The organism is Streptomyces sp. NPDC104226 (assembly GCF_055584085.1).
On the sequence record NZ_JBVJMS010000002.1, the window covers coordinates 400,703 to 421,295 of the forward strand.

Here is a 20,593-nt window from a genome sequence, read left to right on the forward strand (position 1 = left end):
GTGCCTGGGGTGATGCGACGCCTGGCGTCAGCGCAGCGCTGCTGAGAGCGCGTCCACGACCCGCTGCTGTTGGGCGGCGGTGATCTGGGGGAACAGCGGCAGGGAGAGCATCCGGTCGGCCGCCAGTTCCGCGTGCGGGAAGGCACCGCGGCCGTGGCCCAGGTGGGCGAAGGCCGGGGTGAGGTGGACCGGGGCCGGATAGTGCACGCCGGCTCCGATGCCCTCGGCGTTGAGCTTGCCGACGACCGCGTCGCGGTCCGCTCCGCTGACCCGGATGACGTACAGGTGCCATACGTGGACGTTGCCCTCGGCCGTGACGGGCAGGGTCAGGCGTCCGGTGGCGGCGAGGTCCGCGAGCAGCCCGTCGTAGCGGGCGGCGGCGGCCCGGCGGGCCTCGTTCCCCTCGGCGAGCCGGGCCAGCTTGGCCCGCAGCACGACGGCCTGCAGACCGTCGAGCCTGCTGTTGAAGCCGGCCACGTCGTGCCGGTACTTGGCGACGCCGCCGTGGTTGGCCAGCGCCCGGACCAGGTCGGCGGCCTCCTCGTCGTCGGTCACCACCGCGCCGGCGTCCCCGTAGGCGCCCAGGTTCTTGCCCGGGTAGAAGCTGGTCGCGGCGATCCCCCCGCTGCCGGGGGTGCGGCCCTCGCGGGAGGCTCCCTGGCTCTGCGCGGCGTCCTCGACAAGCTTGGCGTACGAGGGCAGGCCCGCGGCGAGCGCGGAGGTGTCGGCGCACTGCCCGTACAGGTGGACCGGGACCACCGCGCGGGTGGCCTTGGTGACCGCGTCGAGCGCGGCCTGCGGGTCGAGCAGCAGGGTGTCGGGGAGGCAGTCGGCCAGGACCGGCCGGGCGCCGATCCGGGCGACCGCGCCGGCGGTGGCGATGAACGTGTTCGCGGGGACCACGACCTCGTCGCCGACGCCCACGCCGCTCGCCCTCAGGGCCAGTTCCAGGGCGTCCGTGCCGTTGGCCACGCCGACGCAGTGGCCGACTCCGGAGAAGTCCGCGTACTCGCGCTCGAAGGCCCGTACCTCCTCGCCGCCGATGAAGGCGGTGTCGGCCAGCACGCGGTCGAATCCCGCGCGTAAGGCGTCCGCGACCTCGGCGTGCGCGGCCTTCAGGTCGACGAGCGGTATCTGGTTCATGCGGTTGTGCTCCCCATCCGTGTCTCCGGCCTCCGGCCGGTCTCCGACTCATCGGCCCGGAGCTCTTCGAGCGCCGGGCCCCCCGCCTCGCGCAGCCGGCGGGCGGGGCTTCCGGCCCACACCTCGCCGGCCGGCACGTCGGCCAGGACCGTGCTTCCCATGCCGGTCAGCGACCAGGCGCCGACCTTCGTGTACTCCCTGACCAGTGCGCCGGCCCCCACATAGGCGCCGCGCCCCAGCCGGACCCCGCCGCCGAGGCGGACCCCGGAGGCCAGGGTCGCGAAGTCCCCGATCTCGTCGTCGTGGGTGAGCACCACGTGCGGCATGACCGCCACGTGGGCCCCCACCCGTACCGCGGCCGTCAGGACGCAGTGCGCGAGCAGGACTGTGCCCGGCCCGAGGACCGAGGAACCCGAGAGCGCCGCCGTGGGGTGGACCACGACGGCGTAACGGTTCTCGGGCAGCGCGAGCCTGCGCACCAGGCGGGCCCGTACCCCGTAGTCGCGGGGGCTGCCGACGCAGACCACCACGCGGGCGTCCGGGCGGGCGTGCACCAGCGCGCTGCCGCCCAGGACGGGGACCCCGTCGACGTCCCGGCCGTGCAGGGCCGGATCGTCGTCCAGGTGCCCGTCGAGCCGCCAGCGCGGGGCCCGGCCGGCCGCCAGGTCGGCGGCGGCCGCCTCGCGTACGGCCTGGGCGGTCTCCCGGGCGAAGCCGCCCGCACCGACGATGAGCAGGCTCTGCGTCGCAGCGGCCCCGGCGACCGGACCGTGCGGCCCGCTCATCCGCCGCCCGCCTGCCGGCGCAGCGCCGCCACCACCCGGTCCTGCTGCTCCTCGGTCATGGTGTGGAACAGCGGCAGGATCAGGGAGTCGCGGGTGATCCGCTCGGTCACGGGCAGCGCCGCCGCACCGTGACCGGCGTACGCCGGCTCCAGGTGGGAGGCCATGATCCCGCGGCGGGCCGAGATTCCGGCCTCGGCCAGTGCCGCGAGCAGTTCGTCGCGGCCGACGGGGAAGTCCTCGGCCAGGAGCACCCAGTAGGACTGGAAGTTCCCCTCGCCGTGGGCGGGGTCCCGGATCGGGGTCAGGCCCGGGACTCCGGCGAGGAGCTGCGCGTACCGGGCGGCGAGGAACCGCCGGCGGGCCACGATCTCGTCCAGCTTGCCCAGTTGCACCAGGCCGACCGCGGCCTGGATGTCGGTCATCCGGTAGTTGTAGCCGACCTCGAGGTAGCTCTCGGCGATCGGCTTGCTGCTCGCGTGCCGCTGGGCCGCCGACACGTTCATGCCGTGCTCGCGCAGCCGGCGCAGCCGCTCCGCCCATGCGGCGTCGTCCGTGGTCACCATGCCGCCCTCGCCGGTGGTGATCACCTTGCGGGGGTGGAAGGACCAGGCGGCCAGGAGGGCCCCCTGGCCGACCGGCTTGCCGCCGACGGTGGCGCCGATGCCGCAGGCGGCGTCCTCCACCAGGGCGAGGCCCCAGTCGGCGCAGGCGGCGCGCAGGGCGTGCACGTCGGCCGGTACTCCGCCCTGGTGGACCGCGATCACGGCCTTGGTGCGCGGGGTGCGGACGGCGTCCACGGTGGCCGGGGTCAGGTTCCCGGTGGCTTCCTCGACGTCCGCGAAGACCGGCTGTGCGCCGACGTAGCGGACCGCGTTGGCCGTGGCGATGAAGGACAGCGAGGGGACGACGACCTCGTCGCCCGGACCGAGGTCCAGTGCGATGAGGGAGAGGTGCAGGGCGGTGGTGCACGAGCTCACCGCGATGCCGTGTTCCGCGCCCACCCGCTCGGCGAAGGCCCGTTCGAACTCCGCGACCCTGGGTCCCTGGGCCACCCAGCCGGACAGGACCGCCTCGGAGGCGGCCCGTGCCTCATCCTCACCGAGCCACGGGATCATGACGGGGATGCGGGCGGGGGCCGTGGAGCCGGCTGCGGCTCCCGTCTCCGGGGCGCTCATCGGCCGGTCTCCGCGGCGGTGGCGCCACCGGTGGCCGCATCGGCCGCCGCGGCCTCCGCACGCTCGGCCCGCCACCAGTCGACCAGGTCCCGCAGGCCGGTGCGCAGGTCGATCTCGGCCGTGAAGCCGAGGCGCTCGGCGGCCTGCGAGGTGTCCGCGAGCCGGCGGGTGACCCCGTTCACGGCGCGGGCCGGTCCGTGCTCCGGCTTCAGGCCCTCGGCGCCCATGGCCTCCAGGAGGCCGTTCGCCAGCTCCAGCAGGCTGGTCTCGGATCCGCTCGCGACGTTGAACACCTGGTCGGTCAGGTCCGATTCGGCGGCCAGCAGGTTGGCCCTGGCGATGTCGCGGACGTCGACGAAGTCCATGGTCTGGGTTCCGTCGCCGAGGATCAGGGGCGGTTCGCCCGCGGCGATCCGCTCCATCCAGCGGATCAGCACCTCGGTGTACAGCCCGTGGATGTCCATCCGGGGGCCGTACACGTTGAAGTAGCGCAGTGCGACGTAGTCCAGCCCGTACATGGCGTGGAAGCTGCGCAGCACGCCTTCGTTGAAGGCCTTCGCGGCCCCGTAGAAGGTGTCGTTGTTGTACGCGTGGTGGCGCTCGGTGGTCGGGAAGGACTCGGCCATCCCGTAGACGGAGGCCGAGGACGAGGCGATGACCTTGCCCACGCCGGCGGCCGCGGCGGCCTCCAGCACGTTGAAGGTCCCGTCGACCATCACCTCGTTGGCCAGCCGCGGTTCCTCGGCGCACTGGGTGATCCGGATCGCCGCCAGGTGGAAGACCAGGTCGGCTCCTTCGGTCGCCTTGCGCACGGCGGCTATGTCCCGGATGTCTCCCTCGACCAGGTCCACGACCCCGCTCGGCAGGGCGCGGGCGAGGTTCGCGGTGCGTCCCCGTACGAAGTTGTCGAGCACGACGATCTCGCGCGCCCCGTTGTCCACCAGCAGGTCCACCAGGTGCGAGCCGATCGTGCCCGCTCCGCCGGTGACTAGAATCCTCTTGCCTCGTACGCTGCTCAACGCCCTGCCCCTACTGAGTCGGTCATGGTCTTTCCTGCTGTGCCCGGAGCGCCGTACGCGGCTTCGCTCCGGGCGGCGTCGTCAACGCTCAACGTCCGGTGCGCAGTCCGACGACGGCACCCTTGAACTCCAGGCTGCGGGAGGCCGCTTCGAGGATGTCGAGGACCTGGAGTCCCGCCCGGCCGTCGGTGAGCGGGGGCCGGCCCGTCCTGATCGACGCGGCGAACTCCTCGACCATGCTGCGCAGGGCCTCCTTCTCGCCGAGTGCGGGGGCCACCATGTCGCCGGTCCGGTAGGAGACGAGCATGTCGCGGCGCTCGTCGGCGCCGATCTCCTGCGGGGCCGTGAGGTCGACGCCCCGGTCGAAGACGGCGACGCGCTGGGTGGGGTTCATGTCGTCCCAGACCAGGGTCCGCTTGGAGCCGCCGACCATCGTGGTGCGGACCTTCACCGGGGAGAGCCAGTTGACGTGGACGTGCGCGATGGCGCCGGTGTTGAGCTGGAGCGTCAGATAGGCCACGCAGGACTGACCGGCGCCTATCGGGTCGGCCCCGTGCGCGGCGACCGCGACCGGGTGGACGTTCTCCGGGAGGATGAAGTCGAGCACCGAGAGGTCGTGCGGGGCCAGGTCCCACAGCACGTCGATGTCCTTCTGGACCAGCCCGAGGTTGATCCGGACCGAGTCGAAGAACTGGATGTCGCCGAGTTCGCCGGAGTGGACCATGTCCCGGATCCGGGCCACGGCCGGGGTGTAGCAGAAGGTGTGGTCGCACATCAGTGTGAGGCCGCGTTCCTCGGCCTCGTTCACCAGCCGCAGCCCGTCCTCGTAGGTGGCGGCGAGCGGCTTCTCCACGAGCACGTGCTTGCCGGCGCGCAGGGCGGCCAGCGCGACGTCGAGGTGGGTGCCGGCCGGTGTGGCCACGGCGACGGCCTCGACCGCGGGGTCGGCCAGGACCGCCGCGTAGTCCGCGGTCGCCTGGACCGTGGAGTAGCCGCCGAGCACCTGCCGGGCCCGGTCGACGTTCAGATCACACAGCCAGCGGAGCCTGAACTCCGGACTGGACTGGAAGTTGCGGACGAGGTTGGGGCCCCAGTAGCCCGCTCCGACGACGGCGACCCCTAACGGCTCGGTCCGTCCCGCACCCGCACCTGCGCCCGCGCCCGCGGCGTCCCGCCCGGCGTCCTTCGCGGTGTCCTTCACAGCGTTCCCTTTCCTTCCGCGCACGCCCGCAGGCGTGTCGACGACCCATGGCCGGGACGCGTGCGAAGGAAGGGGGTGCCGCCGAGGGCATGCCGGGCGCCTGTGCGACCCGTGCGTGACCCGCCGACGGTGATGGCCCCCACGACCGATGCCGTACGTGTTGCACGTACTTCCGCCCCCCGGCCGTCCGGCACCCCTAGCGCCGGCCGGCCCCGGACAGGCGGCCTGTTCCCCCAAGCCGCCGTACCCGTAAACCTGCCCCAACTACCCTGTGCCGACAGGAATGCAGCGTGGACCCCGGTGTTGCCGAAGCACGCCGATTCCGGTCGGCTGCGTTCAATCTAGACCACGTGGCGTACCCCCGGGGAGAGTTGGAGGAAACGGTCGGTACGGGCGTTCGACCGTGCATACTTCCCGGGTGACCAGCATCGTGATCCCGGCCCACAACGAGGGCCGGGTCATCGGCCGGCTCCTCGACGCGCTCCTGACCGAGGCCCCGGCCCCGGGACCCGACATCGTCGTGGTGTGCAACGGCTGTACGGACGACACCGCCGAGGTGGCCGCCGCGCGCGGCCCCCGCGTACGGGTGGTGGAAATCCCGACTCCCTCGAAACATCAGGCACTTCGGGTGGGCGACGAGCACGCGCACGGCTTCCCCCGCCTCTACGTGGACGCCGACGTGGTGGTCGGCGCGGCCGACGTACGGGCCCTCACCGACGCCCTCGCCACCGGCGCGGGCCTGCTCGCCGCGGCCCCCGGCCGGGACATTCCGCTTACCGGCTGCGCCTGGCCGGTCCGGGCGTACTACCGGGTCTGGCAGTTGCTGCCCGCGGTCCGCGAGGGGCTGTTCGGGCGCGGGGTCATCGCGGTGACCGAGCCGGGGCACGCCCGGCTCGCCGCCCTGCCGCCGCTGATGGCCGACGACCTGGCCGCGTCCCTGGCCTTCGCGCCGGGAGAGCGACGGGTGGTGGAGGCGGCCAGGGTCGTGGTGCTCCCGCCGCGCACCTGGGGGGACCTGATCAAACGCCGGGTACGGGCGGCGACTTCCTCCGCCGAGCTGGAACGGTTCCAGGCCGCGCGGGCCTCCGGACCGGAGGAGACCCCGCCGTCCGCGCGCACCGGTACGGGAGACCTGCGGGCGCTGCTCCGGGCCCAGCCGCGGCTGTTCCCCGGGGTGCTGGTGTTCGTCGTCGCGGCCCTCGTGGCCCGCCGCGGTTCCCGCAGGGCCGTCCGCAGCGGGGACTTCTCCACCTGGCTGCGCGACGAGAGCAGCCGGCAGGGCTGAGCCACCGGCAGTTCCGGACGGCCGAATAGCGCCATAACCAGCCCAGTTGGCCCGTACAACCATTAGGGTGCCATTCGCACGTACGACTGGCTCACCGCACAGCCGCACGACCGGGAGTTCGAAAAGCATGTACCTCGCGGACCGTTCCGCGCCCGAGGACGCGAAGACCACCTCCGACGGGTCCGCCGTCCGCGGGCCCGCCGTCGCCTCGGCCGTCCTCGCCCTGGGCTCGGTCAGCCTGATCACCGACGTCTCCTCCGAGATGGTCACCGCGGTCCTGCCGCTCTACCTCGTCGCCGGACTGGGCCTGAGCCCGCTCGGCTTCGGCGCCCTCGACGGCCTGTACAACGGGGTCAGCGCGCTGGTGCAGCTGACCGGCGGCCACCTGGCCGACCGGATCCGCAACCACAAGCTGATCGCCGGGATCGGCTACGGCCTGTCCGCGGCGTGCAAGCCGCTGCTGCTGCTCGCCCACAGCCTCGGCCCGGTGGCACTGATCCTGGCCCTGGAACGCACCGGCAAGGGACTGCGCACCGCCCCGCGCGACGCGCTCATCTCCCTCTCCACGCCACCCGAGTTGCAGGGCCGGGCCTTCGGGGTGCACCGCGCCATGGACACCACGGGGGCCCTGCTCGGACCGCTCGCCGCGTTCTTCATCCTGAGCGTGACGGTCGACGGGTACGACGCCGTCTTCGGCGTCAGCGCCTGCGTGGCCGCCCTGGGCGTCGTGGTGCTCATGCTGTTCGTCCCGTCCGGGGCGCAGCCGCGACCCGGACGCCCGAAAGCAGCCGCTCCCCCGGTCCCGGCTCCGCGGGGGCCCTCCGCCCCCGTGGCCGCCTCCCCAAAGCCGGACGCGGTGAACCTGCGCGACGCGCTGGGCCTGCTGCGGCTGCCCCGGCTGCGCGCGCTGGCGGGCTGCGCCGCCCTGCTCGGGTTCACCACCGTCAGCGACGCCTTCCTGTACCTGCTGCTCCAGGACCGCACCGGCATCGGCGAGCGGTGGTTCCCCCTGCTCCCCCTGGGCACCGCGGCCGTGTTCCTGCTGCTGGCCGTCCCGGCGGGCGCCCTCGCCGACCGCATCGGACGCCGGACCGTGTTCCTCACCGGGCACGCCCTCCTGCTGGCCGGTTACGGACTGCTCCTGTGGGCTCCCGGCCTGCCCGCGCTCCCCTACCTGGTCCTCGCCCTGCACGGGATGTTCTACGCCGCCACCGACGGGGTGCTGCCCGCGGCCGTCGCGGCGACCGTCCCCGCGAAGCTGCGGGCCACGGGCATCGCGCTCGTGGGCACCGGCCAGGCCCTCTCCCGCTTCGGCTGCTCGCTGGCCTTCGGCGCCGCATGGACGGTCCTGGGCTCGGGCCCGGCGCTCGCCGCCGCCGCGGCCGGCCTGTGCTGCTGCGCGGCCGTCGCCGGTTTCGTACTCCGCCCCACGGCCCCGGACGGCGCCACCGCCCGGGCCCCGCACCCCCGACGCACCCGAGGAACCCGATGACCCGCTCACGCCGGCTGCTCGTACTCGCCCTGGCCGTGCTGCTCCTCGGAGGCGTGGCCGGCGTGCTGGTGGTGCGCGCCTCCGCCCGCTCCGAGCAGACCCGCGCGGGCGACCCGACGGCCGCCCCGGGCAAGGTCACGCTCGACCGGCGGGGCGGCCTGGCCTTCCTCAACGGCGCGCAGGGCCCGCACCGCGGAGCCCTCGTCTCCGTACCGGACCGCTCGCCGCAGGACGCTCGGACCGCCTCGGGACTCACCTGCATGCGGTTCCACGCCGCGGCCGGGACCGGCGTGTGCCTGAGGTCCTCCCCGGGCGCCCTCGCCCAGGACAACCGGGCGCTGATCGTCGACTCCGAGCTGCGCACGCAGCGCGAGTTCCCGCTCGCGGGCACCCCCTCGCGGGCCCGGGTCTCCCCGAGCGGCCGCTTCGCCGCCTGGACGGTCTTCGTCTCCGGGGAGTCCTACGGCTCCGCGTTCTTCTCCACCCGGACCTCGATCGTGGACACCCGTACGGGGGCGCTCGAACCGGACCTGGAGAAGTTCGCCATCGAGCGGGACGGCCGCCCCTACAGCGCGAGCGACATCAACTTCTGGGGCGTCACCTTCTCCAAGGACGACGACACCTTCTACGCCACCCTCAACACGGACAACCAGACGTACCTGGTGAAGGGTTCGCTCGCGCGGCGCAGCGTCACCACCCTGGCCTCGAACGTCGAGTGCCCGTCCCTGTCCCCCGACGAGACCCGGGTGGCGTACAAGAAGCGGGTGCAGCGCGGTGCGTCCCTGTGGCGCGAACACGTGCTGGATCTGCGGACGTTGAAGGAGTCGCCGCTGGCGGAGAAGCGCAGCGTGGACGATCAGGCGCTCTGGCTGGACGACCGGACCCTGGCCTACGCCCTGCCCGCCGAGGGCTCCGTGGACACCACGGACCTCTGGACGGTCCCGGCGGACGGCACCGGGACACCCAGCATCCTGGCCCCGGCCGCCTCTTCGCCCACCCGGCTGGGCTGACGGGCTCCCCGCCCCCGCCCCGCGCTCCATCCCGCCGGTCCCGGAGGCGTGCCCGGGAGCCCGCAGAATCGTTGGGGCGGGCATGGGTACTCCACAGGCCACTCCCCGCGCCGCCTCCCCGGCCCGGCACCGGGCACCCGACCGCGTCCCCGCCGCATTGGCTCGGGGCATTCCGCGGCAGCAGTCGGGCGGCAGTCCCGCCCCCTCGGGCGGGGCGGTCGTCTTCGAGCAGCTCGCCCGCGAGTGGGAAGCGCGCGGGGCCACCGTTCCGGGCCGTCCCGACCCGCTGTGGGAGCGGCTGATCACCTACGCGCACTTCCAGCGCGAAACGGACGCCACGCTGCGCAGCCTGCGCCTGGACGGAGCCGAACCCCCGCCGGCCCCCGCCGCGGCGGGCCCGCGCTGGACCCGGGCGTAAGCCGGGGCCCTGGACGGCGGCCTAGGCCGCCGTCGTGGTCGGGGACGGGCGCTGCCCACGGGCGGCGGAGGTCCTGCTGCGCCGGTCCTGTGCGGGCCGGCTGCGGCGACCCCGGGCGGCGCCGCCGCCCCTGGGCCGCTCGGTGGCGGGCGCGGTGATGACGACCGGGACGCCGGACGGCGCCTGGGCGCCGGTGATCCGGCTCAGTTCGGCCTCGCCGGAGCGGACCTCCGCGGTCTGCGGGGTGATGCCCGCTGCCTGCATGAGACGGGCCATGTCGCGGCGCTGGTTGGGCAGGACCAGGGTGACGACGCTGCCGGACTCGCCGGCGCGGGCCGTACGGCCGCCGCGGTGCAGGTAGTCCTTGGGGTCGGTCGGCGGGTCCACGTTGACGACGAGGTCGAGGTTGTCGACGTGGATGCCGCGGGCCGCGACGTTCGTCGCCACGAGCACGCTGACGTGCCCGGACTTGAACTGCGTGAGCGTACGGGTCCGCTGGGGCTGGGACTTGCCTCCGTGCAGCGCCGCGGCGCGCACCCCGCTGCTCAGCAGGTGCTCGGTGAGCCTGTCCACGCCGTGCTTGGTGTCCAGGAACATGATCACGCGGCCGTCGCGGGCGGCGATCTCGGTCGTGGCGGCCTGCTTGTCGAAGTTCTGGACGTGCAGGACGTGGTGTTCCATCGTGGTGACGGCGCCCTGCGAGGGGTCGACGGAGTGCACGACGGGGTCGGTCAGGTAGCGGCGGACCAGCAGGTCGACGTTGCGGTCGAGGGTGGCGGAGAACAGCATCCGCTGGCCCTCGGGGCGGACCTGGTCGAGCAGCGCGGTGACCTGGGGCATGAAGCCCATGTCCGCCATCTGGTCGGCCTCGTCCAGGACGGTGATCCCGACCTGGTTCAGCCGGCAGTCGCCCCGCTGGATGAGGTCCTTCAGACGGCCCGGAGTGGCGACGACCACTTCGGCACCGCCGCGCAGCGCGCCGGCCTGCCGGTGGATCGGCATACCGCCGACGACGGTGGCGATCCTCAGCTTCAGCGCACGCGCGTAGGGCGCGAGGGCCGCCGTGACCTGCTGGGCGAGCTCGCGGGTGGGTACGAGGACCAGCGCGAGCGGCTGTCCCGGCTCGGCCTGGCGGCCGGCGGTACGGGCCAGCAGCGCGAGCCCGAAGGCCAGGGTCTTGCCGGAGCCGGTACGGCCGCGCCCCAGGACGTCCCGGCCCGCGAGGCCGTTGGGCAGCGTGGCCGCCTGGATCGGGAACGGGGTGGTCACACCCTCACGGGTGAGGGTGGCGAGCAGCTGCGACGGCATCTCCAGATCGGCGAACGCCTCGACGGCGGGGAGCCCGGGGACCACGGTGACCGGCAGGGCGAACTCGCCCTGCGGTGCGGCGGGGCGGCGCCCGTAGCCGCCGCCACCCGAGCGCTTGGGAGCACCGGAGCGGCTGCCGGAGCCGGAGGAACCGCTGTAGGAGCGGTAGGAGCCGTTCGAGCCACCCGTACGGGAGGACGAAGACCGGTCGTTCATTCGGGTCGTGCGGTTCATGCAGAACCTTCCTCGATTCGGCACACATCGAGGAGTTCCCGGCAGCGAAAGTCTGGCCGCACGAGGATTCACAAGAATGAGCCGGAACATAAAAAGATATGGGCGGCGCGATCGAACCTCGCTCGATCAACCGGCCATGAAAGTATTATCACCCTTGGCGTCGGCGAAATACGTGCCGCACGCGGGCGGGGAGCCGGACGGCCCCGGATCCGAAAACGCAACGAGCTGGGGCCCGCACCCAAGGTGCGGGCCCCAGCTACGCGGTTACGCGCGAACGTCAGGCGGTGACGATGTTCTCGGCGGTCGGGCCCTTCTGGCCCTGCGCGATGTCGAAGCTGACCTTCTGGCCCTCCTGAAGCTCACGGAAACCCTGAGCGGCGATGTTCGAGTAGTGGGCGAACACGTCAGGACCGCCACCCTCCTGCTCGATGAAGCCGAAGCCCTTTTCCGAGTTGAACCACTTCACGGTGCCATTTGCCATGTTTTTCTTACTCCACTGCTCAAAAGTTTTGGGAACCACAACTGCAACTCAAACCACACTAGCACGCCGGGTCGGATCGGCCGGGGAATAAAATCCGCTCCTTCCGGCCGGCGAAAAACCCTCGCCCCCGTGCCGGTTTCTCCGGAGCCGTTTCCGGGCCGGTTCGTCAGGCTGCGGCGCCACCGTCGACCACCAGGTCGGTGCCGATCACGGAGGCGGCGTCCGGCGACGCCAGGTAGAGCACGGCCGCCGCGACCTCTGCGGTGGAGGACACCCGGCCCAGCGGCGATTCGTCCCGCATCCGGGCGGCGCGGTCCGCTTCGGTCTCCCCCGGCCGGAGCGACATCGTGGTGGCGGTGGCTCCGGGGCTGACCGCGTTGATGCGGACCCCGTCGGCGATGTGGTCCAGGGCGGCGGCCCGGGTCAGGGCGGAGACGGCCGCCTTGGTGGTGAGGTAGCCGGCGACCCCGGGGATGCGGGTGTGCGCGCCGAGGTTCGAGGAGATGTTGACGATCGCCCCGCCGGTGGGCTGGTCGCGCATGGCGGCGACCTCGGCCTGCAGACTGAGCAGGACACCGGTGACGTTGATCTCCAGCATGCTGCGCCAGTCCTCCTCCGCGAGGTCCGCGACGGGGCCGCCGCCCCGGAAGACGCCCGCGTTGTTGACCGCGACGTCGAGGCTGCCGAAGTGTTCCACGGTACGGCGCACCACGGCCCGTACGTCCTCGGCGCGGGTCACGTCCGCGGTCACCGCGACGGCCCGGCCGCCCTCCTTCTCGATCAGCCGGACCGTCTCGTCGAGCGGCGCCGCGGTGCGCCCTGCCACGGCCACGGCGGCCCCCTCGGCGGCGAAGGCGAGGGCGATGGCCCGGCCGATGCCGGAGCCGGCGCCGGTGACGAGGACGTTCTTGCCGGTGAATCGTGCGGACATGATGGTGATTCCCCTACTTGTTGTCTGTCGGTCTTGATGTGGGTGTCGTCGGTTACTTGATGCGGGTGTTGAGGAAGGCCGCTGCGGCGAAGGCGACCGCGGTGGCGGCGAGGGAGACCGTGTCGGAGCCCAGGGAGAGCACGGCGGCGAAGACGACCGTCGGGCCGAGCTCCATCGCGGTGTTCATGACGCCGCCGGCGAGTCCCGCCTGGTGGGGCGCCACCCCGTCGGTGGCGAGGACCGCGGCCCCCGCGAAGGCGGCCGCCGCTCCGGCGGGCAGCAGGAGCAGGCCGGGGAGGAGGCCGTAGGCGTACGGGATCTGCGCGGCCAGGCCGGTGAGTGCGAGGAGCGCCAGCCCGGCCGCGGCGACCACGAGGCCCGCGGTGGTGACCCGGGGCGCCCCGTACCGGCCCACGAGGGGACCCGCCACCCGGCCCGCCACCAGGAGCACCACGGCGAAGGGGAGGAACGCGGCCGAGGTCCGCAGCGCCGACCAGCCGAGTTCCTGCTGGAGGTGGAGCGAGAGCAGGACGAAGGTCAGCGCGGTACCGGCGGCGGTGAGGCCGATGGCCGCGAGGGCGAGGCCCCGGCGCCGGTCACGGAGGAATCCGAGCGGGAGCAGCGGGTCGCGGACGCGGCGCTCGACGAGCGGGAAGGCCAGCAGGAGCGCGGCCGCGACGACCAGGGCGAGCAGGACGTTCGGCGATCCCCAGGACCGGACGTCCGTGAGCACGAAGCCGTAGCTGGCGAGGCTGATCCCGGCGGTGGCCAGCAGCGCGCCCGGCAGGTCCAGGGACCGGCCCTCGCCCTCCGGGGTGGCGGGCAGCAGACGGGGGGCGAGGAGCAGCGCGGCGGCGGCCACGGCGACCGGGACGGCGAAGGCCAGTCGCCAGCTGCTCAGGGCAGAGATGACCCCGGAGAGCAGGTTCCCGGCGGTCGCGCCGAGCACCGACAGTCCGCCCCAGGTGGCCATCGCCCGTCCGAACGCGGCGGGTTCGGGGAAGACGGCCCGCAGGACGGCCATGGCGGCCGGTGCGGTGAGCGCGGCGCCCACACCCTGGGCGAAGCGGGCGGTGAGCAGGGTCCCGGCCCCCTGGGCGAACGGTGCGGCGAGGGAGGCCGCGGCGAAGAGGAGCAGTCCTGCGGTGAGCACCCGTCGCCCGCCGAACCGGTCGGCGAGGCGGCCCCCGAAGAGCAGCAGGCCGGCGAAGCTCAGTCCGTAGGCGGCGCTGAGGAGCAGCAAGTCGTCGCGGCCCAGGGTGAATTCGCGGCCGATCGCGGGCAGCGGCACGATGAGCGAGGTGAGCGCGAAGATCAGCGTCATCTGCACGGTGCCGAGCAGTGCGAAGGCCGGGCCGGGCGCCGGGCGGGCCGCCCTGGGTCCGGACGCGGTGAGCGTCTGCGTGGTGCGTGTGGTCTGCGTGACGGCCATTACTCCCCCTCATGATGTGAACTGGATCGTACGTTCCAGAATGAAGCCTGAAAAGAACCTCCCCGAAGGGAGGCGTCAAACGTCGTGCAGCGGTCAGTCGAGCAGGGCCAGGGCCTGCTCCGCGGCGGCCAGTACCCGGGCCGGGTCCTGCGAGGCCTTGCCCACGACGCGCATGCCCTGCATGAGCACCAGCAGCATGCTGGCGAGCGTGCGCGGATCGCGGTCCGCCGGCAGCTCGCCCTGGGCCTGGGCCCGGGTGAGCGCCGAGTGCAGCAGCGTCTCGATGTGACTCCAGCTCGCTTCCACCTTGCGGGCCGCGTCCGGATCGTGCGCACCGAGCTCCGCGGCCGTGTTGGTCACGAAGCAGCCGGTCTGCCGCAGGTCGCCGGTGCTCGATTCGGCGGCGAAGCGACGTACCACCGTGCGCACGGCCGGCAGCGCGGGCCCCGGCTGGGACAGCTCGCGCAGCAGGCCGGGGTCGCGGTACTCGTTGTAGCGGTCCAGCGCCTTCAGATAGAGCTCGCGCTTGTTCCCGAAGGTGGCGTACAAGCTGGCCCGCCCGATGCCGAGCCCTTCCACGAGGTCCGCCATCGACGTCGCCTCGTAGCCGCGCCGCCAGAACAGCTCCAGAGCCGACTGCAGCGCGGCGTCCGGATCGAATTCCTTGGTCCTGGCCACATCCCGTACTCTACGGATACTGGAACGGTCAGTCAAGTAATCCGTGCGGTTCGTTCAAATGACCCGCGGCTCCCCCGCCGGGTGGGCGCTCAGCTGGACCACCTCGACGCACCGTCGGAGCTTGGCCTGGACGCGCGGCGAGTCCGCCTCGGGCACCACGATCTCGCACACGGCGAGCCCGCCGCCCTCGGCCGCCCTGAAGGACAGCGTCCTGACGGAGAAGTTGTTCAGGAGCGCGGAGATGCGGGTGAGGGCGTGGCCGCCGTCCCGGACGGTGACGGTCAGCGCGTGGCAGGCGGTGTCGCCGGTGCGCACGGCGTCGTCGACGGCGGGGAGAACATCGCTGCGGGTCATGAAGGGTGGGCTCCTGTCCTGGGGCGGAGGTGCGTGGTCCCGGAAAACAAGAAGACCCCTCGCGGATGCGAGAGGTCTGCGTGCGGGCGGTGGGCTGCTGGGGTGGTCTCAGTTCAGCTCCGGGCCGGCACGCCGGCGCTAATCTTCTGCTGGCGCATGCGGGAGAGTCTGGCACGCCGCCGCCGACATGTGACACCGCATCTCACGATGCGGATGGCACGGCACCCGCCCAATGGCGCACCCCGGTCGCGACCCGCCGTGGGGGGTGGTGGCCTGGGTGGGTGACCGTACGGCCGACCGGGGCCCGTACGGCCGGGGCGAGGAGACACGTCGTGGCCAAGGCCTATCTGGTGGGTGCCGGCATCGCTTCCCTGTCGGCAGCGGCGCTGCTGATCAGGGAGGGCGGGTTCGCGGGATCGGACATCACGATCCTGGAGGCCCAGGGCCGCACCGGCGGGAGCCTGGACGCCGCCGGGGACCCCGAGAACGGCTACACCATGCGCGGCGGCCGGATGTTCGAGCTGCACTTCGAGTGCACCTACGACCTGCTGCGCTCCATCCCCTCGCTGGACGCCCCGGGCACCTCGGTCACCGAGGACACCTTCGCCTTCCACGAGGACTTCGCCTGGAACGACAAGGCCCGCCTGGTCGACTCCACCGGCCTGCGGGTGGACACCCGTTCCATGGGGTTCTCCGAGCGCGACCGTCTGGACCTGGTCGCCTGCGTGGCCTCCCCCGAGTCCCGGCTCGACGGAAAGCGCATCTCCGACTGCTTCACCCCCGCGTTCTTCACCACCAACTTCTGGTACATGTGGTGCACGACCTTCGCCTTCGAGCCCTGGCACTCGGCGATCGAGTTCCGGCGCTACCTCAACCGGTTCGTGCACCTCTTCAAGACCTTCGACACCATGTCGGGCATCTACCGCACCCGCTTCAACCAGTACGACTCGATCGTGCGCCCGCTCCAGAGCTGGCTGCGGAGCAAGGGCGTCGTGTTCACGATGAACACCACCGTCACCGACGTGGAGCTGGCCGCCGGTGAGGGCACCACCGTCACCGCCCTCGCCTGCACCCGGGAGGGTTCGGCCGAGCGGATTCCCGTCGCCGACGGGGACCTGGTGTTCGTCACCAACGGATCGATGACCGCGAACTCCACCCTGGGATCCACCGACACCCCCGCCGTCCTGGACACCTCCGCACCGGACGCCTCGTGGCGCCTGTGGCAGACCCTGGCGGCCAAACGCCCGCACCTGGGCGACCCTTCGGTCTTCGACTCCTCCGTCGCGGACTCCACCTGGGGCTCCTTCACCGTCACCTCCCAGGACCCCACCTTCTTCAAGGCCATGGAGGAGTTCTCCGGCAGCGAGGCCGGCAAGGGCGGCCTGATCACCTTCAAGGACTCCGGCTGGCTGCTGACCATCGTCCTCAACCACCAGCCGCACTTCCACGAGCAGCCCGAGGGCACCTACGTCTGGTGGGGGTACGCCCTGTTCCCGGACAAGGCCGGCGACCACGTGGACAAGACGATGGCCGAGTGCACGGGCCGCGAGATCCTCACCGAGGTCCTCGGACACCTGCGCCTGGAGCAGAGCGAGCAGATCCTGGAATCCTCGGTCGTCGTTCCGGCCCTGATGCCGTACATCACCAGCCAGTTCCTGGTGCGCAAGGCCGGCGACCGGCCCGAGGTCGTCCCGGAGGGCTCCACCAACCTGGCCTTCATCGGCCAGTACGCCGAGGTCCCCGACGACGTGGTGTTCACCGTCGAGTACTCGGTGCGCACCGCGTGGACCGCCGTGGCCCGGCTGCTGCACCTGGACCGGCAGCCGCCGCCGGTCTACAAGGGCGGCCACGACCCCAGGGTGCTCCTCGAAGCCCTGCACACGATGCACCGCCGCTGAGCCGCGGTCGGGTACCGTACGCCCCTCGACGACAGAGACGACAGAGAGGTGCGGCCATCGTGACCCGAATCCCGGACGTGGGCGATGTGGTGGGCGATTTCTCGCTCCCCGGCGGCCGGCTCAGCGAGGACGTGTTCGTCCGCGGGCAGTACGCGCTCGGCGAGCAGCGCGGGAACCCGGTCGTTCTCGCCTTCTACCCCGGCGACAACACCCCCGTCTGCACGAAGCAGTTGTGCTCCTACTCCGACGGGCTGGAGGCGCTCTCCGCGTGCGGTGCCCAGGTGTGGGGCATCAGCCCGCAGGGCGTCGACAGCCACGAGGCCTTCGCCCGGGCCCGCGGCCTGCGGATGCCGTTGCTGGCCGACACCGACCGCGAGGTGGCCCGCGCCTTCGGCATCGCGGCTCCCGTGATCGGTCTGCGGCGGGCCGTCTTCGTCATCGCACCGGACGGCACCCTGCACTGGAAGCACGTCGGAGCCCTGGGCATGAGGTTCCCTTCCGCGGACACCATCGCGGAGCAGCTCGCCGGTGTGACCACCGGCTGACGCGCCGGGTCCCCGGCCGTCCGGCGGAGCGCCGGACGGCCGGGGACCCCTGAGCCCGTGCTCAGTTGTTGGAGCCCACCGTGTTGTTGAGGCCCGCGTTGAACACGTCGTCGGCGGCGAACTGCACCCAGTCGCCGAAGACGAGGGTGTACGACTTCTCGGTCGGGGCGTTGACGGTCACATCGGCGGAGGCGGCGGAGGCGCAGCCGAGGACGATGACACCGGCGGCGACGACGGCGAGTGCGGAGCGGACGGAACGCATGGATCCACCTTTCGAGGGGGGCTGTGGGCACCCTCGAACCTAAAGAGGCTCCGCCCGTCTGTCCCGTCACACCGCCGGGCGGAGCCGAGAGCAAGCCGATCGGCCGAACGTCCCGGCCGCCGGTGGAGAAGGTACTGGGCGGCCTCGGCCCAGGGGTTGGCCGAGGCCGCAGAGGCGCTGCGGGATCCGAAAGCCGGACGGGAACACCTGGCGTCACGTGAGGAGGAGAAACGTCACGCCGGGCGTCGGTTCTAAGACGGTGTGGGGACACCGCCCTTGGCATCTCGACGGATGACCGCGCCGCCATCAGTAAACATATATACCGCCGAGTAAGCAAGGGTATGAAAATATTCATGTGTAAGGGTGGTGTGAATATGGCACCTCAGGCCCTTGCGCGACCCTTGCCGTCGGCTGTCCGCAGCCCTCAGAGGAAGAAGCCGTGCTGGTCCGCGGCCTGCTCGTAGCTCTCGAGCCGGGCCTGCGTCCGCTCCGGGTCCGCGTCCGCCATCGCCTGGAGCAGCGCAGCGGACAGGACGCCCGGCGCCGCGTAGGAGTCGAAGACCAGCCGCGAACCGGTGCCGGCCGTCAGCGCCACGTCGGCCTCGTCCACCAGCGGCCCCAGCGTCCGGTCCGTGATCAGCGCGATCCGCAGCCCCGCCCCGCGGGCCACCCGCAGCGCCGCAAGGGTCTCCTTGGCGTGCCGGGGCATCGCGAAGGCCAGGACCCAGCTGCCGCCCGCCGCACGGGCCTGCAGCAGTGCGTCGGAGGCGACGCTGCCGCCACCGGTGATCAGGCGCACGTCGGGGTGGATCCGGCGGGCCGCGTACGCGAAGTACTCCGCCAGCGAGACGGAGATCCGCAGGCCGAGGACGGTCAGCGGCACCGACCGGGCCAGCTCGCGCCCGATGTCGAGCACCTGGTCGGTGTCGGCCAGCAGCTGGCGGACGGTGCGCAGGTTCTCGATCTCGGCGTCGACGGCCGCCTGCAGTTCGTTGCGCCGCGTCTGCTCGGGGCTGTCCGGGGTGCCGGCCACCGCGCTGAGCGCGATCGGCTGGAGCACGTCGCGCAGGGCCGGGTACCCGCTGAAACCGAGGGCCGCGGCGAAGCGGGTCACGGAGGGCTGGCTCACCCCGGCCCGTTCCGCGAGCTCGGTGATCGAGAGGAACGCCGCCTCGGTGAGGTGGTCGACGAGGTACTGGGCGATCCGGCGCTGCCCCGGCGAGAGGGGATGCCCGTCGAACAGGGAACGGACCCGGTCGGCCGGGGCCCGCTCGTGGTCGACCGCCTGCCCGCTCGGCGTGATCGCTGCCGCCTGTGCGCGCGCCTGCTGCCCCGATGACACCGCCGGTCCTCCCTTTCGTGCCGCTCAGTGATCCCAACATAGCTCACGGCATCCGGCTGACCAGCGCGCTTCCCCCGCAGGCGGCCGTGCGCACGCTCCCGGCGCCCGCGGATGCGCGGCACCGGCCCTTGCTGACTGGGCATCAGCACTGCTGCACGGGCTGGCCTGTTGTGAGCGGGTACGGGGCGCGGCCGTCGAGGAGGAGCACCACGAGGGCCCGCAGGGGCTGGTCCAGCGGGACGAACGCACCGCCGCCTTCGGTCGGTACGGCCCGTACGCCGTGCAGGGCCAGGCGGTCGCCGGTACCGGCGTACTGTGCCGGGGTGAGCCGGTAGCCGCAGGGCGGGTCGGCGAGGATCTCGGCGGCGGTCGCGGGGGCGTTGTCGGCGCCGGCCAGCGCGACCGGCCCCGGCACGCTCCCCGCGGTCCGGCGGGCCGCGTCCGGGGCGGCCGCCAGGGGGCCCGCACGCGTGGAGACGTAGGCGAACAGGCCGCGCAGGGCGGCACGTTGGGAGTCGACCCGGCGGCGGTGGTTGAGGGACGCGTTGGCCCTCTCCGCGTCACCGGCCGCGCCCGCGGGCGGTTCGATGCGGCTTTCGATCAGCAGCGCGACCGCGTGCTTCACGCCTGCCGTGTTGCGCAGGATCCGCTCCTGCCCGTCACCCGCGGTCTGCCCGGCCGGGGCGCCGGTCACCGGGTCGGTGCGGATGCCGTAGGTCCCGGTGGAGTGGCCGGCCGAGCGGGCGGCCCGGCGTACGTACGCGTCGGACAGGAGCCGGGACTCCGCGTACACCGCCGGGTCGGTGTTGGGATTGCGCGGCCAGAGGTCGAAGAGGTCCTTGTCGTAGGTCCCCGGCGTCGACCGGTACTCGTGCAGGTCGTACACGAGGTGCGGCCGATGGTCGCGCAGCACGGCGGCCATGGCCCGCGCCTCGGGCGAGGTCAGGGCCATGTGGTCGCGGTTGATGTCGGTGCCCGCGGCGTTGGTTCGGGTGCCGGCCGCCCGTCCGTCCGGGTTGGCCGTCGGGATCACGAGCAGCGTGATGGTCTCCAGGAGGCGCCGGGCCGCCGCGTCCCGGGCCCGGGCGAGGTCCCCTACGGTGCTCAGGCACGCCTCGCGCCCCGCCGGTTCGTCTCCGTGCTGGCTGCACACCAGCAGGACGGTGACCGGGCCCCGCCCCAGGCTCACGAGGCGCAGCGGACGGCCCCGCACGCTCGTCCCGATGGTCCGGACGGTACCGGCGGCGTGCTCGCCGTGCCGGCCGACCGCGTGGAGCAGGTCCCGCTCCTGGGACTCGGTGGTCCACCGCGCTCCGTACGTGGCCTCGAAGCCGGTGCGGGGCACCCCTTCGGCCGCCCGCACCGGGCCGGGGGCCAGCACCGTCGCGAGCACGGCCGTCAGGGTCGCGGCGAGCACGGAGAGACCGCGCGCCGTCGTCGTCTCGATCACTCCCCGGTTCTAGCGCGCCCCGGACCCCGACGGCAGGGACCCGCTCCCGAACTCACCCGGGTGGCCGGGCGAGTTCCTCCCGTACGGGACACCGCGCCCCTGCCGACGGCAGGGGCCGGCCCGCGGATCCGCCGTCCGTGGATCCCCGCC

Annotated in this window: 20 protein-coding genes; 6 read left to right on the forward strand and 14 right to left on the reverse strand. The window is 72.9% G+C overall.

Going from position 1 to position 20,593, the window contains the following annotated elements:
• Positions 1-27: 27 nt before the first annotated feature.
• From ACZ60J_RS07125 to ACZ60J_RS07145, 5 genes are all read right to left on the reverse strand, one after another.
• On the reverse strand, positions 28-1,143 hold the full coding sequence (locus ACZ60J_RS07125; RefSeq protein WP_469679434.1) for a DegT/DnrJ/EryC1/StrS family aminotransferase: 1,116 nt from the start codon (positions 1,141-1,143) through the stop codon (positions 28-30).
• Positions 1,140-1,928 carry a NeuD/PglB/VioB family sugar acetyltransferase gene (locus ACZ60J_RS07130; RefSeq protein ID WP_469679435.1) on the reverse strand — a complete coding sequence of 263 codons (789 nt, stop codon included), beginning with the start codon at positions 1,926-1,928 and terminating at the stop codon, positions 1,140-1,142. The genes ACZ60J_RS07125 and ACZ60J_RS07130 overlap by 4 nt, the downstream gene beginning before the upstream one ends.
• Positions 1,925-3,103 (reverse strand): DegT/DnrJ/EryC1/StrS family aminotransferase, encoded by a 1,179-nt coding sequence (locus tag ACZ60J_RS07135; protein ID WP_469679436.1) that lies wholly within the window; start codon positions 3,101-3,103, stop codon positions 1,925-1,927. The genes ACZ60J_RS07130 and ACZ60J_RS07135 overlap by 4 nt, the downstream gene beginning before the upstream one ends.
• Positions 3,100-4,122 carry an NAD-dependent epimerase/dehydratase family protein gene (locus tag ACZ60J_RS07140; RefSeq protein ID WP_469679437.1) on the reverse strand — a complete coding sequence of 341 codons (1,023 nt, stop codon included), beginning with the start codon at positions 4,120-4,122 and terminating at the stop codon, positions 3,100-3,102. The genes ACZ60J_RS07135 and ACZ60J_RS07140 overlap by 4 nt, the downstream gene beginning before the upstream one ends.
• 88 nt (positions 4,123-4,210) lie before the next feature.
• The gene (locus ACZ60J_RS07145) at positions 4,211-5,323 is read right to left on the reverse strand and encodes a Gfo/Idh/MocA family protein (protein ID WP_469679438.1); all 1,113 of its coding nucleotides are present in this window, start codon (positions 5,321-5,323) and stop codon (positions 4,211-4,213) included.
• Between the two features lie 418 nt (positions 5,324-5,741).
• On the opposite strand from ACZ60J_RS07145, the gene ACZ60J_RS07150 reads away from it, so the two are divergent.
• The 4 genes from ACZ60J_RS07150 (at position 5,742) to ACZ60J_RS07165 (ending at position 9,528) form a co-directional block, all read left to right on the forward strand.
• Positions 5,742-6,608 (forward strand): glycosyltransferase, encoded by an 867-nt coding sequence (locus tag ACZ60J_RS07150; protein ID WP_469679439.1) that lies wholly within the window; start codon positions 5,742-5,744, stop codon positions 6,606-6,608.
• Positions 6,609-6,735: 127 nt separating this feature from the next.
• Positions 6,736-8,100, forward strand: coding sequence for an MFS transporter (locus ACZ60J_RS07155; RefSeq protein WP_469679440.1), 1,365 nt, complete (start codon positions 6,736-6,738; stop codon positions 8,098-8,100).
• Complete coding sequence (locus tag ACZ60J_RS07160) at positions 8,097-9,110, forward strand: TolB-like translocation protein (protein ID WP_469679441.1); 1,014 nt, start codon at positions 8,097-8,099, stop codon at positions 9,108-9,110. Before ACZ60J_RS07155 ends, ACZ60J_RS07160 begins: the two co-directional genes overlap by 4 nt.
• An 82-nt stretch (positions 9,111-9,192) precedes the next feature.
• Entirely contained in the window at positions 9,193-9,528 is a 336-nt protein-coding gene (locus tag ACZ60J_RS07165) for a hypothetical protein (protein WP_469679442.1), read from the forward strand.
• 21 nt (positions 9,529-9,549) lie between these two features.
• On the opposite strand, the gene ACZ60J_RS07170 is transcribed toward ACZ60J_RS07165, so the two are convergent.
• From ACZ60J_RS07170 to ACZ60J_RS07195, 6 genes are all read right to left on the reverse strand, one after another.
• Positions 9,550-11,070: a DEAD/DEAH box helicase gene (locus ACZ60J_RS07170; RefSeq protein ID WP_469679443.1), complete on the reverse strand. Its 1,521-nt coding sequence runs from the start codon at positions 11,068-11,070 to the stop codon at positions 9,550-9,552.
• 277 nt (positions 11,071-11,347) lie between these two features.
• Entirely contained in the window at positions 11,348-11,551 is a 204-nt protein-coding gene (locus tag ACZ60J_RS07175) for a cold-shock protein (RefSeq protein WP_469679444.1), read from the reverse strand.
• Positions 11,552-11,717: 166 nt separating this feature from the next.
• Positions 11,718-12,482, reverse strand: a complete 765-nt coding sequence (locus ACZ60J_RS07180) for an SDR family NAD(P)-dependent oxidoreductase (protein WP_469679445.1) — start codon at positions 12,480-12,482, stop codon at positions 11,718-11,720.
• Between the two features lie 52 nt (positions 12,483-12,534).
• Positions 12,535-13,914 carry an MFS transporter gene (locus tag ACZ60J_RS07185; protein WP_469679446.1) on the reverse strand — a complete coding sequence of 460 codons (1,380 nt, stop codon included), beginning with the start codon at positions 13,912-13,914 and terminating at the stop codon, positions 12,535-12,537.
• Positions 13,915-14,007: 93 nt separating this feature from the next.
• Positions 14,008-14,592, reverse strand: coding sequence for a TetR/AcrR family transcriptional regulator (locus ACZ60J_RS07190; protein ID WP_469679447.1), 585 nt, complete (start codon positions 14,590-14,592; stop codon positions 14,008-14,010).
• A 54-nt stretch (positions 14,593-14,646) separates the two neighbouring features.
• Positions 14,647-14,946 carry a hypothetical protein gene (locus tag ACZ60J_RS07195; protein ID WP_469679448.1) on the reverse strand — a complete coding sequence of 100 codons (300 nt, stop codon included), beginning with the start codon at positions 14,944-14,946 and terminating at the stop codon, positions 14,647-14,649.
• 332 nt (positions 14,947-15,278) lie between these two features.
• Between ACZ60J_RS07195 and ACZ60J_RS07200 the strand changes: the two genes are divergently transcribed.
• Positions 15,279-16,844 (forward strand): oleate hydratase, encoded by a 1,566-nt coding sequence (locus tag ACZ60J_RS07200; protein WP_469679449.1) that lies wholly within the window; start codon positions 15,279-15,281, stop codon positions 16,842-16,844.
• A 59-nt stretch (positions 16,845-16,903) separates the two neighbouring features.
• Complete coding sequence (locus tag ACZ60J_RS07205) at positions 16,904-17,389, forward strand: peroxiredoxin family protein (RefSeq protein ID WP_469679450.1); 486 nt, start codon at positions 16,904-16,906, stop codon at positions 17,387-17,389.
• A 61-nt stretch (positions 17,390-17,450) separates the two neighbouring features.
• Here the strand turns inward: ACZ60J_RS07205 and ACZ60J_RS07210 are convergent, their stop codons facing one another.
• From ACZ60J_RS07210 to ACZ60J_RS07220, 3 genes are all read right to left on the reverse strand, one after another.
• A complete protein-coding gene (locus ACZ60J_RS07210; protein WP_469679451.1) occupies positions 17,451-17,651 on the reverse strand; it encodes a hypothetical protein in 201 nt (66 codons plus the stop codon).
• Positions 17,652-18,075: 424 nt separating this feature from the next.
• Positions 18,076-18,993 carry a MurR/RpiR family transcriptional regulator gene (locus tag ACZ60J_RS07215; protein WP_469679452.1) on the reverse strand — a complete coding sequence of 306 codons (918 nt, stop codon included), beginning with the start codon at positions 18,991-18,993 and terminating at the stop codon, positions 18,076-18,078.
• A gap of 142 nt (positions 18,994-19,135) precedes the next feature.
• The gene (locus ACZ60J_RS07220; protein WP_469679453.1) at positions 19,136-20,443 is read right to left on the reverse strand and encodes a M14 family zinc carboxypeptidase; all 1,308 of its coding nucleotides are present in this window, start codon (positions 20,441-20,443) and stop codon (positions 19,136-19,138) included.
• Positions 20,444-20,593: the final 150 nt, after the last annotated feature.

Bases quoted from the DNA above. Each gene is read 5' to 3' on its own strand.
- ACZ60J_RS07125 (WP_469679434.1), bottom strand. From the start codon at position 1,143: ATGAACCAGATACCGCTCGTCGACCTGAAGGCCGCGCACGCCGAGGTC.
- ACZ60J_RS07130 (WP_469679435.1), bottom strand. From the start codon at position 1,928: ATGAGCGGGCCGCACGGTCCGGTCGCCGGGGCCGCTGCGACGCAGAGC.
- ACZ60J_RS07135 (WP_469679436.1), bottom strand. From the start codon at position 3,103: ATGAGCGCCCCGGAGACGGGAGCCGCAGCCGGCTCCACGGCCCCCGCC.
- ACZ60J_RS07155 (WP_469679440.1), top strand. From the start codon at position 6,736: ATGTACCTCGCGGACCGTTCCGCGCCCGAGGACGCGAAGACCACCTCC.
- ACZ60J_RS07160 (WP_469679441.1), top strand. From the start codon at position 8,097: ATGACCCGCTCACGCCGGCTGCTCGTACTCGCCCTGGCCGTGCTGCTC.
- ACZ60J_RS07165 (WP_469679442.1), top strand. From the start codon at position 9,193: ATGGGTACTCCACAGGCCACTCCCCGCGCCGCCTCCCCGGCCCGGCAC.
- ACZ60J_RS07170 (WP_469679443.1), bottom strand. From the start codon at position 11,070: ATGAACCGCACGACCCGAATGAACGACCGGTCTTCGTCCTCCCGTACG.
- ACZ60J_RS07175 (WP_469679444.1), bottom strand. From the start codon at position 11,551: ATGGCAAATGGCACCGTGAAGTGGTTCAACTCGGAAAAGGGCTTCGGC.
- ACZ60J_RS07180 (WP_469679445.1), bottom strand. From the start codon at position 12,482: ATGTCCGCACGATTCACCGGCAAGAACGTCCTCGTCACCGGCGCCGGC.
- ACZ60J_RS07185 (WP_469679446.1), bottom strand. From the start codon at position 13,914: ATGGCCGTCACGCAGACCACACGCACCACGCAGACGCTCACCGCGTCC.
- ACZ60J_RS07195 (WP_469679448.1), bottom strand. From the start codon at position 14,946: ATGACCCGCAGCGATGTTCTCCCCGCCGTCGACGACGCCGTGCGCACC.
- ACZ60J_RS07210 (WP_469679451.1), bottom strand. From the start codon at position 17,651: ATGCGTTCCGTCCGCTCCGCACTCGCCGTCGTCGCCGCCGGTGTCATC.